Below are 14,659 nucleotides of genomic sequence, written 5' to 3' on the forward strand. Positions count from 1 at the left end.
CCGGTCATTTCGACGAAACGCCCCATATCGCGAACAGGTAACGCCGAACGGCGAAGATGAACGCGACAGAGGGCACGATGAGCAGCAGCCCGCCTGCAAAGCGATAGTGGAGCGGGCTTTCCGACAGGACGGTGAGCAGATAGGCGGTGAGCGTCCGGTTGCGGACGGTCAGGACGGAGGCCGCGAACACCTCGTTCCACGAGATGACGAAGGCGAACACCGCCGTCGCCGCGAATCCGGGCAGCGCCAGCGGCACGACGATGCGGAAGAACGCCTTCAGCCGCGAGCAGCCGAAGACCCATGCGGCCTCCTCCAGCTCCCGCGGGACGCCCATGAAGATGCCCTGCGTCACCAGCGCCGCAAAGGGCAGCGCGAGGATGGTGTGGATCAGCCCGACGCCCAGCACCGTGTCATAAAGACCGAGCCGGATGTAGGACACCGTGAGCGGCAGGGCCAGAACCGCCAGCGGGAAGGCGCGGGTCAGAAGCACCATGACCCGGAACAGGTTCTTGCCGCGAAAGTCGTACCGGGCGAGCGCATAGCCGGCGGGCGCGCCCAGCAGCAGCGACAGCAGCACCGTGATCCCCGCCGCCCAGAGCGAGTTCAGCAGGGCCGTGATCAGCCCCTCCGTCTGGAGAAAGACCATGAACGCATCGAGCGAGACATTGGTGGGCAGAATGGTCTTGGGCCATTGGTAAACTCCCTGCCTGCCCCCGAAGGCGCCAAGCGCAAGCAGATAGATCGGCACCAGAACCCAGGCGCAGAGCACGGCGATCCCGGCCCAGAACAGCAGGCGGCGCGCGGCGGGCACGCTGGGAGGGGCGGCGGTCACGGGTGTATCGCTCATGGCAGCCGCTCCGGATCGACCTTGATGGCTTTCAGGTAAACGAATGTCGCGGCGAGCGAGATCACCATGATCAGCACGGCATAGGCCCCTGCCACCGCATAGTTCTGGTTGTCATGCTGCCAGACGTAGGTTTCGCCCATCAGCACCGGGAAGTTCCGTCCGCCGAGCGCATAGACGACCGCAAACACCTCGAACGCCAGAACGGTGCGCAGGATGAGGGCGGATTGCAGCGCCGGGCGGATGAGGGGCAGGGTGATCTTGGTGAACCGTGTCCAGCGCGACGCGCCGAAGACCGCTGCCGCCTCGCCGAAATCCTTCGGCACCTGATTCAGCCCCGCGACGATCACGATGAGCACGATGGCGGTGGAACGCCAGATCTCCGCCGCGACCACGCCGAAGAACAGCGCGACCGGCGTCTGGTAGGTGAGCCAGGCCGTCTGCCGGGGGATCACGCCCAGCATGTAGAGCAGGCTGTTGAGATAACCCGAGTTCTGCAGGATGGAGAGCCAGACCAGCCCTGCCGCCAGATCGGATATCGCAAGCGGGATCGTCCAGATCCACAGGATCGTCTCCCGCCCCCGCCCGATCTTGGCCACCATCGTCCCCATGAGCAGCGACAACGCCACCTGCACGGGAACGACGATCGCCGTCAGCAGCAGCATATTGCGAAGCGCCGGGGCGAAATTCAGATCTCCCGCCATCCGCCGGACATGGTCGAGCGTCGGCTGCCCGCCGTCGGAGAAGGCCAGCCAGACCGTCTGCACCAGCGGGATGAGGAACAGCACCACCAGAAACACGCTGGCGGGCAGGATGAGCAGATAGGGCGTCCAGCGTCTTTCGGGCATGGTATCCTGCGTGACTGGGGCTTCCGGGGCGACGTTTCCAGATCAGAAATGGCGCCCCGGGGACTGCGATGGTGGCGGTGGTGGATACCGGCCAGAGAAGCGGTGGGCCTCGACCGGCAGGTTTCCGGGAAGGGTTTTGCGGGTCACCGGGTCTCAGGGTCTTCGGGTTGCCGAGGGAAGCCGGTTATGGGGGCCGATATGGCCTGGCATGAAGGCCGGGTCCGGCGGGCGGCGAACCGCCCGCCGTCCGTCTCTGACGGATCAGGGGGGAGGGATGATCCGCCGGGACAGCGGTGCGCCGGGGAGGGCGGCGCGATCCGCCGGTGCCGTCATGTCAGTGGGCGCTCCTTCATCCCTCATTCCACGGGGCAGGGGCCGTCGCTTTTCGCGTCTGGTGCCCAGCAGGGTGCCTTTGTCGACTCCATGAGGCCGCTCAGCACCTTGGCCTCCGCGTCCAGCACGGTCTGGATATCCTCTCCGTTCAGGACGATGCGCTGGAACGTGTCGGTGTAGATCTTGTTGAACTCACCCCCCTTGTCGCCCAGCCCGACCGGAAGGAGAGAGATCATCCCGTCGCTTGCCGTCTGTGTGGCGGTGACGGCTGCGGCCATCGCCGCGATGCCGGGATCGCCGCCTTCGGGCAGCGGTACGGAAAGGGTGGGGAAGAAGCCGACCTTCTCCGCCGTCATGAGCTGCACCTCGGGCGTGACGAGATGCGCGATGACCTTCTCCGCGCCGGCCACATCGGGCGAGCCCTGCGGGATGGCCAGCCCCGCGACGACCGGCATGTAACCCCGGCCCTTCGGGCCCGCGGGTGCTGGGAAGACCTTCACCTGATCGGGCATGGAGACGACGGCCTCCTTCAGTCGCGCGACGTGATCCCATGCCACCCATACCTCGTCGGCGAGAAGCGGCTCCTGCATGAACCCGTAATTGGTGGAGGAGGGATTGGTCACGGCCCAGAGCGCCTTCATCATCTCCCAGCCCTTCACGGCCTCCGGCGACTTGAAGGTCCGCACCACGCCACCGGTGTAGGAGGGGTAGAGATAGCCCTGGAAGAAGCGGGAGAAGAGACCCTTCGGCCCGGCAGGGAAGCCGATCCGCGCCTGCCCCGTCGCCTCCTGCATGGCCTTGCCCCAGGCGATGAGCTGCTCATAGGTCAGCGCATTCAGATCCGCGCCTTCGGGGAGGAATTCCAGCGCCTCCTGTTTCGCGACCATGACATAGGTCGCCTGCATCCACGGAATATACTGCTGGTGGTCATGTCCTAGCTTGCCCAGATCCATCAGCGCGGGGGTGATACCCCTGTCCTTCAGCGACGCGGCGATGTCGTCGAGCGGGCTGAGCATGTTCCGGTCCGCCAACGGGGCAAGCTCGCCATGCGTTGCGCCGACGAGGCTGATGGTGTGTTTTCCGGCTTCCGCCTCCGCAGCCATGCGGACGGCGAATTGCGGCGGCTCCTCCACCACGTAGTCCACACCGTCCAGGCCCTTCAACAACTCCTGCCGGACGGCCGTCGCTTCCTCGATCGGGCGGAGCTGGGTGGACAGGAATATCGTTTCCGCCCAAGCGGTGCTTGCCGTCGTCGCGGCGAGGATGGCAAGCGCCAGCCCCTTGCAGGTTGCAGTTGTCATGATGTCTCCCTCCCTTGATTGGCCTTGCTCGGCCAAAGATGGCTTTCCCGGTCCACGAAACTGACGGGGCGCAGATCCTGAAGTTCCGCAGCGGGGCGTCCGGCCATGGCGCCGATAATGAGCTCTGCCACCCGGTGCCCGAGCGCCTCGCCCTGCATGCGCATGGTGGAGAGCGACGGATGGCTGAAGGCGCCGAGGGGCAGGTTGTCATGCCCCACCACCGCCGCGGAACGTCCCGCGGCGCGCAATGCGCCAAGCGCGCCAATGGCCATTTCATCCGTCGTGCAGAGAAGCGCCGTCGGCGGATCCTGTGTGGCGAGCAGCGCCTGCGTCGCGTCGAAACCGCCCTGTTCGGACAGCTCGCCCAACGCCAGCAGATCGGCGGGAAGACCCGCCGCCGCCATCGCGCCCCGCCAGCCCGTCGCGCGGGCATGGGCAAAGAAGAAATCCTGATTGCCGGCGACATGACCGATCCTGCGATGCCCGTCCGCGATGAACCGCTCCGTCGCGCGGCGAAAGCCATCTTCGCCATCACCGTCGAGCCATGGGTGCGGCTGGGCATTCTCCGTCCGTCCGTCCGTCACGAAGGGTACGCCGCGGGATTGCAGGAAGGTCACACGCTCATCCTGCCTGCGGGTGCGGACCAGCAGGATCGCATCCACCCGCCGCCCGTCCACGAAGCGGCGGCAGATGTCGATCTCGCTTTCCCCTTTCGGGACCGGCGCGATCATGAGGTTGAGCCGTTCCTGCGCCAGCCGCTCCGCGCAGCCGGACAGCAGGTCCAGCAGGTGCGGCGTCCCGATCCGGCCCGCAGCGATGGGAAGTGGAACGGCCACGAGTTCCGCCCGCTGACGACGCAGCCGCCGGGCGGAGGCGTTGGGGCGGTAGCCCGCCGCATCCGCCGCCTGCCGCACGCGGTTCCGGGTCGCCTCTGCCACGTCGGAATAGCCGTCCAGCGCCCGTGACACCGTGGTGATCGACAGGTTGAGGGATTCGGCAAGTTCGCGCAGGTTTGTCATGTCTCCTCCGAGGCGAAGTCTCTCCCAAAACGTTTTGGGCTGTCAAGGAATGCGTTGGGGAGAATGCGTTGCGGAGAATGCGTGCAGAAAGACGAGAAAAAACCCCGGAGCGGGGCTCCGGGGTTTTCATGACTGTCCGAACGTGCGGGTGGGATCAGGCGGCCAGAGCGGCCTTGGCCTTTTCCACGATCGCACCGAAGGCTTCCGGCTCATGCACGGCGAGATCGGCGAGCACCTTGCGGTCCACCTCGATCCCCGATTTGGCAAGGCCGTTGATGAAGACCGAGTAGGTCATATCGGCATCGGCCAGCCGCACGGCGGCGTTGATGCGCTGGATCCACAGCGCGCGGAAGTTCCGCTTGCGGACCTTCCGGTCGCGCGTCGCGTACTGGTTCGCCTTGTCCACCGCCTGCGTGGCGGTGCGGAAGTTGCGCGAACGGGCGGAGTAGTAGCCCTTCGCGGCCTTCAGGATTTTCTTGTGAGCGGCGTGGGTGACCTTGCCGGATTTGACGCGTGCCATCTGTCAGCCTCCCTCAGCGATCGTACGGCATGTATTTCTTGACGATCTTCGCGTCCGAGTCGGACAGGATCATCGTCCCGGTCACTTCGCGGATGAATTTCGTCGAGCGTTTGATCATGCCGTGGCGTTTCCCGGCGGGACCGGCTTTCACTTTGCCCGTCGCGGTCATCGAGAACCGCTTCTTGGCGGCAGACTTGGTCTTCATCTTGGGCATTTCCATCTCCTCTTTCGAGTGGTCTTCCGCGCGACTCGGCATGCCACACCGGCCGGCCGCACGATTTCGGAAGGCGCCGCATACACGGGACCGGCGGGAGAGACAAGGGTGATGCGGCATTTTCCCGAAATCCGTCGCGCCTTGCGGTGCTGGTGCCGTAACAGGCTGCTGAAAAGTCGGCAGCTGTCCGGGGTTCCATTGAAAGCCAGGAGCTGGTCCGCTTCCGAGCCAAAACTTGCGGCTCTCGTGGCGCTCTTCAACGATGTGGGGAAAGATCTCCGCCCCAGTGTAAAGCCCAGAATGCTCTTTCGGCAGCCTGCCGGGAACACGTCGCGCCCCGCGTTCAGGATTCCCGTGCGGGAATTCATTCCTTCGGGAGAGGGCGCGACGGAAGCAAAGCCGCCTCGGCTCCGGGTTCAACCGGGCGGAAAGGGCGCGCCCTATTCGGCGTCCTCCTCCACCTTCATGATCTGGCGCACCTCGCAGGGCGCGATACGCAGGATGTTGGTCGTGCCTTGCGTGTTGAAGGGCACGCCCGCGATGACGATGATGTTGTCCTGAGGGCTGGCGAAACCGTGGTTGATAGCTGCGCGCACCCCGTTCAGCACCGCCGTGCGGAACCGGTCAAGCTCCCCCGTCATCACGCAGTAGGTGCCCCAGGTGAGGCAAAGCTGCCGCGCGACCTCCGGCGTCATGGTCATGGCGATCTGCGGTATACGCGAGCGTTCGCGCGCCACCAGCCGCGCCGACCGCCCCGTCTGGGTGAAGCAGCAGATCGCCTGAAGCTCGGTGGATTCCGCCACCTGGCGCGCGGCGGCGACGATGCTTTCCGCACGGCCTGGATGCGGCACCTTCCGGGAGCTTTCGATGATCTCGCGATAGGTCGGATCGGTTTCCACCTCCTCCGCCACGGCGTTCATCGTGCGGACCGCCTCGACCGGGTATTTTCCGGCAGCGCTTTCGGCGGAGAGCATGACGGCATCCGCACCCTCATAGATCGCGGCCGCGACGTCGGACACCTCCGCTCGCGTCGGCATGGGCGATTCGATCATGCTCTCGAGCATCTGGGTCGCGATGATGACCGGCTTGGCCGCAGCCCGGCACTTCCGCCCGATACGCTTCTGGATCGGCGGTACGTTCTGGACGGGCAGTTCCACCCCCAGATCGCCGCGGGCGACCATGATCCCGTCCGATACCTCCAGGATCTCGTTCAGCGCCTTCACGGCAGCGGGCTTTTCGATCTTGGACAGAATCAGCGCCCGGCCTCTCGCCAGCTCCCGCGCCTCCGTCACGTCGGCAGCCCGCTGCACGAAGGAGAGCGCAAGCCAGTCCACGCCAAGCCCGCAGGCGAATTCCAGATCGGCCCGGTCCTTCTCGGACAGGGCGGCGAGCGGGAGTACCACATCCGGCACGTTCACGCCCTTGCGGTTGGAGATGGTGCCCCCCGCGATCACCGTGCAATCGGCGTAATCCACGCCACAGGCGGTGACGGAGAGCCGTATCTTTCCGTCATTGACCAGCAGTGTCGCGCCGGGTTCCAGCGCTGCAAAAATCTCGGGGTGAGGAAGGCACACCCGCTGCTGGTTCCCCGGGGCTGGATCGAGGTCGAAGCGGAATGCCGCGCCCTCCTCAAGCACTTCTGAGCCGTTCGCAAATACCCCGCAGCGGAGTTTGGGACCCTGAAGGTCGGCGAGAATGCCGATCGGGCGGCCGATATCCGTTTCCACCTGCCGGATGATGGCGTGGCGCGCGGCCTGTTCTGCCTGACTGCCATGGCTCATGTTCAGGCGGAAGACGTCCGCACCCGCCTCGAAAAGCGCGCGGATCGTCTCGTAATCGCTGGAGGAAGGGCCAAGCGTGGCCACGATTTTAACGTTGCGTTGGCGTCTCATCTGTCCTCGTTCGCGCTAACGGGCTTGTTCGGGCGCACTATTGCCCCATTGCGGCGTTGCGGCAACTGGTCGTTTGTCGGAAGCGGATCTATGGTCCGCTCGCGGAGGCCCGAATGACATACCAGCCCTATCACATTCTTGGCGCGGATCGCCCGTCCCGATGGCTTGTAACGGTGGATCACGCGGCCAACACTGTGCCAGACGCGGTCAACGGCGGTGATCTGGGCATCGCTGCCGCCGATATGCAGCGCCACATTGCCTACGATGTAGGGGCTGCGGGCGTGGGTGCGCGGCTGGGAGAGCTTCTGGACGCGCCGGTGATCCTGTCGAACTTTTCCCGCCTCGTCATCGACCCGAACCGGGGGGAGGATGATCCCACCCTGCTGATGAAGCTCTACGACGGCACGATCATTCCCGCGAACCGCCATGCCGACGCGGCTGAGGTGGAGCGTCGGCTCACCGCCTATCACCGGCCCTATCACGCGGCACTGGAGGAACTGGCGGCGCGGCGGGAGGATATCGTGATCCTTGCCATTCACAGCTTCACTCCCAGGCTTCAGGGGCGTGAGCCGCGGCCGTGGCATCTGGGGGTGCTCCATGCCGGAGAGGATGCGTTTTCGCGGGCGGTGCTGGCCCGGCTTCGGCGGGAAAACGATCTCTGCATCGGCGATAATGAACCCTATGCGGGGCATCTGCCGGGGGATTCGATCGACCGCCATGCGCTTGCACAGGGGCGAGCCAATACGTTGATCGAAGTCCGCAACGATCTTGTCCGCGAGGCCGAGGGGCAACGCGGCTGGGCGGAGCGGCTGGCGCCGCTGCTCACCGACGCACTTGCCGACTCCGCTGTCTGAGAGGACGATGCGAGCGGAGCCCCGACATGGGCTGCCGATCTGAAGGCAGCCGATAAAATCAGCTGGAGGATGAACGTGGACGACCGGACCCGTATCGAACTGGAGGCTGCGGCCTTTCGCGCGCTTCGCGACCATCTTGCGGCGCATCCCGAAGTGCAGAACATCGATCTGATGACTCTTGCGGGGTTCTGCCGCAACTGCCTGTCGCGCTGGTATCAGGAAGCGGCGGAAGCGCGCGGCATCCCGATGGACAAGGAGCAGGCGCGCACAGCTTTCTACGGGATGCCTTACGAAGACTGGAAGCTGCAGCATCAGCAGGAGGCCGGTGCCGCGCAGCAGGCCGCCTTCGAGGCGGCGAAGCACGACTGAACCTGCGCTGCGTGACCCAACGGAATACACCGAACCCCCCGCCCTGCGACGATGAAGTTCTGGTGGTTTTGCGGGCATTCGTGCCACAAAATGGGGAATGAGGCGTCCGAAAGGGCGCATCCGGTCCAAGGGGGAGGATTACTGGATGCTCGGCGGAATGATGTACAAGCCGCTCTTGATCAGCAGCCTGATCGAACATGCGGCGCGCTGGCACGGTGATACGGAGATCGTCTCGGTGGAGACGACGGGGGGGATCGACCGTTCCGACTGGGCAACGGTCGAGGCCAATGCGCGGCGGCTCGCCTCGGCGCTGGAGGCGCGGGGATTCGAGCGCGGCGACCGGATCGCCACGCTCGCCTGGAATAACCGCCGGCATCTGGAGCTTTACTACGGCATCGCGGGCGCGGGGATGGTCTGCCACACGCTGAACCCGCGCCTGCCGCCCGATCAGCTCATCTATATCATGAACCACGCCAGCGACCGGCTGATCTTCGTGGACCGGACCTTCCTTCCGCTGATCGCCAAGGTGCTGCCGGAGCTTCAGACACTTCGGGGTGTCGTCCTGATGGGGCCACGGGAGGAAGAAGCGGCCGCGATGATCGACGGGCTGCTTTTCCATGACGATCTGGTGGCGGAAGGGGACGACGATTACACATGGCCGGAGTTCGATGAACTCAGCCCCTCCTCCCTTTGCTACACGTCCGGCACCACGGGCAATCCGAAGGGCGTGCTCTATACCCATCGCTCCACGGTGCTGCATTCCTATGGCGCGAACCAGCCGGACGGGCTGGCACTCAAGGGGTCCGACACGGTGATGCCGGTGGTGCCGATGTTCCATGTCAACGCCTGGGGCGTGCCCTATGTCGCGGCGGCGATGGGCTGCAAGATGGCGCTGCCGGGGCCGGGGCTGGATGGCGAGAGCCTCGTCAGGCTCATCAATGCGGAGGAGGTGACCGTCGCGCTCGGTGTGCCGACGATCTGGATGGGGCTGCTCGGCGCTCTGGAAAAGGCGGGCGAGACCTCTCTCAGCCTGCAACGCACCATCGTCGGGGGATCGGCCCTGCCGCCCTCCATGATAAAGATATTCCGCGACCGCTACGGGGTGGAACTGATCCACGCGTGGGGAATGACGGAGACGAGTCCGATCGGCTCGCTCAACCAGTTGAAGCAGAAGCACCAGCATCTGAGCGACGCAGAGAAGGAGGCGATCCGGCAGGGGCAGGGTCGTCCGCCCTTCGGCGTGGATCTGCGCGTCGTGGATGCGGAGGGGCATATTCTCCCAAACGACGGGGAGGAGCAGGGCCAGCTTCAGATCCGCGGTCACTGGATCATCCAGAACTACTTCGGGCAGGAGAAATCCGCGCTGACCTTCGACGGCTGGTTCGATACTGGCGATATCGCCACGCTGGACGCGGATGGCTACATGATCATCCGGGACCGGGCGAAGGACATCATCAAGTCGGGGGGAGAGTGGATCTCCACCGTGGAGCTGGAGAACATCGCCATCGCCCATCCGCTCGTGGCCAATGCCGCAGCCATCGCGGCACGTCATGAGAAATGGGACGAACGGCCGGTGCTGATCGTGCAGAAGCGGCCCGCCGTCGAGTTGACGGAGGCAGAGCTGCTGGCCTTCTACGAAGGCAAAGTGGCGAAATGGCAGGTGCCGGACCGGGTGATCTTCGTCGAAAGCCTGCCGCTCGGCGCGACGGGCAAGGTGGTGAAGGCGAAGCTTCGGGAGCTTTATGGAGATATCCTGCTCGGTCAGGTGGCCTGACGGTCGGCATTAACAGGCCGCTGAAAAAGTCGTGGTTCTATCCGGCCTTGCATTGAAACCCAGGTGTTCGGCCGGTCAGGAGACAAGACCTGCGGTTTCCGGAGAGTTCCTCAGCCATGTAGGCAGAGATTTCCGCCCCGGAGCAACCTCGGAATAATTTTCAAGCGCCCTGTTGAGGGCGTTCGGCAGCTTGGCGGTGGAGGGTGCCCCTGACAGGGCGCCTGTTCCACCGCAGCTCTCCGACTTGCCACCTGATCCCCGGACTTGCCAGCTCTGATTTCCTGGATCTGGGCTGGCCGCGAACGTGTTTCGCGGGCAGCCTGCTAGGCTTTCCGGCGGATCAGGGCCGTTGCGGCGAAGATCAGCGTCGCGGCGGTCACGATGGAGGGTCCGGCGGGCGTGTCCAGCCGGAAGGAGGCCCAAAGCCCCGCAAGCGTCGCCACGGCACCTGCCGTGACGGCGGTCAGTGCCGCAGACTCCGGCGTCCGCGCAATTCCGCGGGCAGTCGCGGCGGGGATGAGCAGCATCGCCGCGATCAGCAGGGCGCCCACCACCTTGATCGCCAGCGCCACCACCACGGCAAGTGCGACGGTCAGCACCAGCCGCTCCCTGTCCGGGCGGATCCCGGAAGCCACTGCGAGATCGCCGGACAGCGTGGTCAGCACCAGCGCGTTCCAGCGCAGACCGATCAGAGCCAGTGTCAACGCCGCGCCGATCCAGATCGTCGCCACATCACCCCAGCTTACGGCGAGGATATCGCCGAACAGATAGGCGTCGAGACTGACGCGCACCGGCAGGAACGACACCGCGACCAGCCCGAAGGCCAGAGCCGAATGCGCGATGACGCCAAGCGTCGTGTCCAGCGCCCAGCCCCGCGCCGCCAGTGTGGAGACGACGAGCGCGGCGAGCAGCGCCACCAAAAGGATCCCCGCCTGCACGGGCAGCATCAACGCCAGAGACAGCGCCACGCCGAGGATCGCGGCATGGGAAGTCGCGTCGCCAAAATAGGCCATCCGCCGCCAGACGACGAAGCAGCCGAGCGGCCCCGCCGCCGCCGCGACGCCCAGCCCCGCAAGGGCCGCGCGGATCAGGAAGGGGTCAAGCATGTTTCCTCTCGCCGTCATGATGGCCATGGTCATGCGGGTGACCGTGACCTTGGCCATCATCGCCGCCGTGGTCATGGTCGTGGTCGTGATGGTGACGATAAAGCGCCATGGTGCCGCCCGTGCCATCTCCGAACAGCGCCCGGTACTCCGGCGCGGTGGAGACGTGTCGGGGCGCCCCCTCGCAGCAGACATGCCCGTTCAGGCAGATCACCCGGTCGGAGGCCGCCATGACGACGTGCAGGTCGTGGCTGACCATCAGCACCGCCGCGCCGGTTTCCTGCCGGACCGTTTCGATCAGCCGGTAGAAGGCGCCCGTTCCCGGTTGGTCCAGCCCCTGTGTCGGCTCGTCGAGCATCAGCAGGTTCGGGCGTGACAGCAGGGCGCGGGCCAGCAGCACCCGCTGAAACTGCCCTCCCGAGAGACCGGAAAGCTGCCGATCACCAAGGCCGGGCACGCCCACCCGCTCCAGCATCGCTGCAGCCTCGGTATCGGTGACGGGGCGGGGAAGCGACAGAAACCGCCGCACCGTCATGGGCATGCCGGTATCGACATGCAGCTTCTGCGGCACATAGCCGATAGCAAGGTCAGGCGCTCGGATGACCCGCCCAGTAGAGGGGATCGCGCCGAGCAGCGCCTTGAGCAGCGTGGACTTGCCCGAGCCGTTCGGGCCGATCACGGTCACGATCTCCCCCGGCTCGATGGCGAAATCCACCCCGATCAGCACGGGCGCGCCGCCGTAGCTTACATTCAGGGATCGCGCTGTGAGGAGGCTCATGCCGCGCTCCGGCAGGCGGGGCAGAGGCCGACCGCCTCGATGCTGGACCGCTGGACGACGAAATCCCCGGCGGCGGCTTCCAATGCGGCGCGAACCGTCTCGCCGGGCGTTTCCGCGACCGTGCCGCAGCCCTCGCAGATCAGAAAGACCGGCGCGTGGGCCTTGCCGGGGCTCATGCAGGCGGTGAAGGCGTTCAGGCGGCGCACACGGTGGGCAAGCCCGTTCTCCACCAGGAATTCCAGCGCGCGATACGCCACCGGAGGCTGCTTGCCGAATCCCTCCGCCGCCAGCCGCTCCAGCACGTCATACGCTCCCATGGCGCGATGGGCTTCGAGCAGGATTTCGAGCGTTCTCCGGCGCACCGGGGTAAGCCGCACGCCGTGTTCAAGCGCAAGCATCTCCGCCCGGGCGAGGAGATCGCCGGTGCAGTGGGAGTGGTCATGATCCGCAAAGGCGCGCGGCCCGGGCGTTTCTGTGCTTGACATGTTATATTATAACTCAATACGAAACGTTACAGAATAACATATGCACTTGCAGAGCGACCGCAAGGAGAAACCGGATGCGCTACCTCATACCTTTGTTGACCACCCTTGCAGCACCCGCCACCGCCGCGCCCACCGTGGTCACGGATATCCCACCCGTGCATTCGCTGGCCGCGCAGGTGATGGAGGGCGTGGCGGAGCCGGTGCTGCTTCTGGACCGTGGGGCGGATGCCCATGACTTCCAGCTTCGCCCCTCGCAGGCGCGGGCGCTGGGATCCGCGGATCTCGTGGTCTGGATCGGGCCGGAGATGTCGCCTTGGATGGAGCGGGGCATAGGCAAGACGCCCGCTCTTGCGTTGCTGCGCACGCCCGGAACCGAAGTGCGGAGTTTCGGGGAAGAAGATCACGCCGACGACCACGACCACGATCATGACCACGATCATGACGGCAATGAGAAAGATCATGCGGGCCACCATCATCATGCGGGCCTTGACCCCCACGCGTGGCTCGACCCTGCGAATGCCGCGCATTGGCTGGAGGCGATCGCGGCGGAACTGTCGCGCCTCGACCCCGAGCATGCGGCAACCTATGCGCGCAACGCCGCCTCCGCGACGGAGCGTGTCTCCGCGCTGGACGCGCGGCTGAGGGCGGAACTGGCCGTGGCGAAGGATCGCCCCATCGTGCTGTTCCATGACGCTTACGGCTATTTCGCGGCCCATTACGGGCTCGACATCCTCGCCACGGTCTCGGACGGAGAGGCGGCGACGCCCGGCGCCCAGAGGTTGAGCGCGCTGCGCGGAGAGATCGCGGATGCGGCCTGCATCTTCCCGGAGGCCAACCACGACCCCGCCTATCTCAGACTGCTGACCGAAGGCACGACCGTGAAGATAGGCGGCGCGCTGGACCCGGAGGGTAGCCGGCTGGAGCCGGGGGCCGGGCTTTACGCCGACCTGATGACGGGTCTGGCGGATACGGTTTCGGCCTGCCTTAAGTAAGCTGGCCTGAAGTAGTGCGGCCTGAAATAGTCTGGCTAGGAGTAACCTAGAAGTAACTTAGCCTGAAGTCAGGACCCGTTTGCGGCGCGATACCAGGCGATGATCCGGGCGCGTTCCTCAGGCTCCATGAAAGAGACGTTGGCGGGCGGCATGGCATGGGTGATGCCCGCCTGCAGGTAGATGTCCTTGGCCTGCCGCGCGATATGGCCGGGCGTGTCCAGCCGCACGCCGCGCGGCGCCCACAGGATGCCCTCATAGCCCGGCTCCGCCGCGTGGCACATGGAGCAGCGCCCCATCACGATGTCGGAGACTTGCTGAAACCCCTCCGCCTGCGCGAATTTCGCGGCCCCGCCCTGCAACAACACCTCGTCCGGCGGATCGGTGCGGAACATGGGCGCGGTGGAGAGCCAGGCGATGATGAGGAAGATCACCGCCGTCACCGCCCAGGTCCAGTTGGGCTGGCCCTTCCGCGCATGCATCGTGTTGAAATAGTGCCGGATCGTCACCCCCATGAGGAACACCAGGCTTGCGATCAGCCAGTTGTATTTCGTGGCGAAGGCGAGCGGATAGTGGTTCGACAGCATCAGGAAGATGACCGGCAGTGTCAGGTAATTGTTGTGGGTCGAACGCTGCTTGGCGATCTTGCCGTATTTCGGATCGGGTGTGCGCCCGGCCTTCAGATCCGCGACCACGATCTTCTGATTCGGAATGATGATCATGAACACGTTGGCCGACATGATCGTCGCGGTGAAGGCGCCCAGATGCAGCAGCGCCGCGCGGCCCGAAAACACCTGTGTGTACCCCCAGGCCATGCAGACCAGCAGCACGTAGAGCAGGATCATCAGCCGCGTGTTGTCATCGCCGAATTTCGATTTGCAGATCATGTCATAGGCCAGCCACCCGAAGCCGAGCGAGCCGAGCGAGATCAGGATCGCCCCCCAAGCCGGGATATCCGCCACCGACGGATCGACGAGGAACAGCGATGCGCCATGATAATAGACGACCGCCAGCAGCGCGAAACCCGACATCCAGGTAAAGTAGCTCTCCCATTTGAACCAGGTGAGATGTTCAGGCAGCCGCTCCGGCGCCACGAGATATTTCTGGATGTGGTAAAAGCCGCCGCCGTGGACCTGCCATTCCTCCCCATGCGCGCCTTCCGGCATGCCCGGCGCCTTCTGCAGGCCGAGGTCGAGCGCGATGAAATAGAAGGACGATCCGATCCATGCGATCGCCGTCACCACGTGAAGCCAGCGGATGGCAAATTCCAGCCATTCCCCGAGGACGGTTAGATCGAACATTGGCAAACTCCCGGCTATGCGCCGGGCAGGCTATA

15 protein-coding genes are annotated in these 14,659 nt (G+C 65.2%); 4 read left to right on the top strand and 11 right to left on the bottom strand.

All coding sequences use genetic code 11. From position 1 onward, the window contains the following. Positions 1-4: 4 nt before the first annotated feature. The 7 genes from CG51_RS07180 to pyk all read right to left on the bottom strand — a co-directional run bounded on the left by CG51_RS07180 (position 5) and on the right by pyk (position 6,971). Positions 5-847 carry a carbohydrate ABC transporter permease gene (locus CG51_RS07180; protein ID WP_051930193.1) on the bottom strand — a complete coding sequence of 281 codons (843 nt, stop codon included), beginning with the start codon at positions 845-847 and terminating at the stop codon, positions 5-7. After that, the gene (locus tag CG51_RS07185) at positions 844-1,692 is read right to left on the bottom strand and encodes a carbohydrate ABC transporter permease (RefSeq protein WP_035743465.1); all 849 of its coding nucleotides are present in this window, start codon (positions 1,690-1,692) and stop codon (positions 844-846) included. Before CG51_RS07185 ends, CG51_RS07180 begins: the two co-directional genes overlap by 4 nt. 356 nt (positions 1,693-2,048) lie before the next feature. Beyond that, the gene (locus tag CG51_RS07190) at positions 2,049-3,326 is read right to left on the bottom strand and encodes an ABC transporter substrate-binding protein (RefSeq protein WP_035743466.1); all 1,278 of its coding nucleotides are present in this window, start codon (positions 3,324-3,326) and stop codon (positions 2,049-2,051) included. Continuing rightward, positions 3,323-4,345, bottom strand: a complete 1,023-nt coding sequence (locus CG51_RS07195) for a LacI family DNA-binding transcriptional regulator (RefSeq protein WP_035743467.1) — start codon at positions 4,343-4,345, stop codon at positions 3,323-3,325. Before CG51_RS07195 ends, CG51_RS07190 begins: the two co-directional genes overlap by 4 nt. 154 nt (positions 4,346-4,499) lie before the next feature. Beyond that, positions 4,500-4,865: a 50S ribosomal protein L20 gene (rplT, locus tag CG51_RS07200; RefSeq protein WP_035712356.1), complete on the bottom strand. Its 366-nt coding sequence runs from the start codon at positions 4,863-4,865 to the stop codon at positions 4,500-4,502. A gap of 13 nt (positions 4,866-4,878) precedes the next feature. Beyond that, entirely contained in the window at positions 4,879-5,079 is a 201-nt protein-coding gene (rpmI, locus tag CG51_RS07205) for a 50S ribosomal protein L35 (protein WP_035743468.1), read from the bottom strand. Between the two features lie 440 nt (positions 5,080-5,519). Next, complete coding sequence (pyk, locus tag CG51_RS07210) at positions 5,520-6,971, bottom strand: pyruvate kinase (RefSeq protein WP_035743469.1); 1,452 nt, start codon at positions 6,969-6,971, stop codon at positions 5,520-5,522. A gap of 113 nt (positions 6,972-7,084) precedes the next feature. On the opposite strand from pyk, the gene CG51_RS07215 reads away from it, so the two are divergent. The 3 genes from CG51_RS07215 (at position 7,085) to CG51_RS07225 (ending at position 9,968) form a co-directional block, all read left to right on the top strand. Beyond that, on the top strand, positions 7,085-7,825 hold the full coding sequence (locus tag CG51_RS07215) for an N-formylglutamate amidohydrolase (RefSeq protein WP_035743471.1): 741 nt from the start codon (positions 7,085-7,087) through the stop codon (positions 7,823-7,825). A gap of 75 nt (positions 7,826-7,900) precedes the next feature. Continuing rightward, a complete protein-coding gene (locus tag CG51_RS07220) occupies positions 7,901-8,194 on the top strand; it encodes a DUF1244 domain-containing protein (RefSeq protein WP_035743568.1) in 294 nt (97 codons plus the stop codon). Positions 8,195-8,339: 145 nt separating this feature from the next. Next, on the top strand, positions 8,340-9,968 hold the full coding sequence (locus CG51_RS07225; RefSeq protein WP_035743473.1) for a long-chain-fatty-acid--CoA ligase: 1,629 nt from the start codon (positions 8,340-8,342) through the stop codon (positions 9,966-9,968). Between the two features lie 323 nt (positions 9,969-10,291). Here CG51_RS07225 and CG51_RS07230 read toward each other — a convergent pair whose 3' ends face one another. The 3 genes from CG51_RS07230 to CG51_RS07240 are packed head-to-tail and all read right to left on the bottom strand — an operon-like array spanning position 10,292 to position 12,334. Then, positions 10,292-11,074: a metal ABC transporter permease gene (locus tag CG51_RS07230; protein ID WP_035743475.1), complete on the bottom strand. Its 783-nt coding sequence runs from the start codon at positions 11,072-11,074 to the stop codon at positions 10,292-10,294. Continuing rightward, positions 11,067-11,849: a metal ABC transporter ATP-binding protein gene (locus CG51_RS07235; RefSeq protein ID WP_035743477.1), complete on the bottom strand. Its 783-nt coding sequence runs from the start codon at positions 11,847-11,849 to the stop codon at positions 11,067-11,069. Before CG51_RS07235 ends, CG51_RS07230 begins: the two co-directional genes overlap by 8 nt. Continuing rightward, entirely contained in the window at positions 11,846-12,334 is a 489-nt protein-coding gene (locus CG51_RS07240; protein WP_035743479.1) for a Fur family transcriptional regulator, read from the bottom strand. Before CG51_RS07240 ends, CG51_RS07235 begins: the two co-directional genes overlap by 4 nt. Before the next feature lie 74 nt (positions 12,335-12,408). Between CG51_RS07240 and CG51_RS07245 the strand changes: the two genes are divergently transcribed. Further along, positions 12,409-13,326 carry a zinc ABC transporter substrate-binding protein gene (locus CG51_RS07245; protein WP_035743481.1) on the top strand — a complete coding sequence of 306 codons (918 nt, stop codon included), beginning with the start codon at positions 12,409-12,411 and terminating at the stop codon, positions 13,324-13,326. Positions 13,327-13,394: 68 nt separating this feature from the next. Here the strand turns inward: CG51_RS07245 and CG51_RS07250 are convergent, their stop codons facing one another. Beyond that, on the bottom strand, positions 13,395-14,624 hold the full coding sequence (locus CG51_RS07250) for a urate hydroxylase PuuD (protein ID WP_035743483.1): 1,230 nt from the start codon (positions 14,622-14,624) through the stop codon (positions 13,395-13,397). Positions 14,625-14,659 lie beyond the last annotated feature (35 nt).

Source organism: Haematobacter missouriensis (assembly GCF_000740775.1).
Classification (GTDB): domain Bacteria; phylum Pseudomonadota; class Alphaproteobacteria; order Rhodobacterales; family Rhodobacteraceae; genus Haematobacter; species Haematobacter missouriensis.

Bases quoted from the DNA above. Each gene is read 5' to 3' on its own strand.
- CG51_RS07180 (WP_051930193.1), bottom strand. From the start codon at position 847: ATGAGCGATACACCCGTGACCGCCGCCCCTCCCAGCGTGCCCGCCGCG.
- CG51_RS07185 (WP_035743465.1), bottom strand. From the start codon at position 1,692: ATGCCCGAAAGACGCTGGACGCCCTATCTGCTCATCCTGCCCGCCAGC.
- CG51_RS07190 (WP_035743466.1), bottom strand. From the start codon at position 3,326: ATGACAACTGCAACCTGCAAGGGGCTGGCGCTTGCCATCCTCGCCGCG.
- CG51_RS07195 (WP_035743467.1), bottom strand. From the start codon at position 4,345: ATGACAAACCTGCGCGAACTTGCCGAATCCCTCAACCTGTCGATCACC.
- rplT (WP_035712356.1), bottom strand. From the start codon at position 4,865: ATGGCACGCGTCAAATCCGGCAAGGTCACCCACGCCGCTCACAAGAAA.
- rpmI (WP_035743468.1), bottom strand. From the start codon at position 5,079: ATGCCCAAGATGAAGACCAAGTCTGCCGCCAAGAAGCGGTTCTCGATG.
- pyk (WP_035743469.1), bottom strand. From the start codon at position 6,971: ATGAGACGCCAACGCAACGTTAAAATCGTGGCCACGCTTGGCCCTTCC.
- CG51_RS07215 (WP_035743471.1), top strand. From the start codon at position 7,085: ATGACATACCAGCCCTATCACATTCTTGGCGCGGATCGCCCGTCCCGA.
- CG51_RS07225 (WP_035743473.1), top strand. From the start codon at position 8,340: ATGCTCGGCGGAATGATGTACAAGCCGCTCTTGATCAGCAGCCTGATC.
- CG51_RS07230 (WP_035743475.1), bottom strand. From the start codon at position 11,074: ATGCTTGACCCCTTCCTGATCCGCGCGGCCCTTGCGGGGCTGGGCGTC.
- CG51_RS07235 (WP_035743477.1), bottom strand. From the start codon at position 11,849: ATGAGCCTCCTCACAGCGCGATCCCTGAATGTAAGCTACGGCGGCGCG.
- CG51_RS07240 (WP_035743479.1), bottom strand. From the start codon at position 12,334: ATGTCAAGCACAGAAACGCCCGGGCCGCGCGCCTTTGCGGATCATGAC.
- CG51_RS07245 (WP_035743481.1), top strand. From the start codon at position 12,409: ATGCGCTACCTCATACCTTTGTTGACCACCCTTGCAGCACCCGCCACC.
- CG51_RS07250 (WP_035743483.1), bottom strand. From the start codon at position 14,624: ATGTTCGATCTAACCGTCCTCGGGGAATGGCTGGAATTTGCCATCCGC.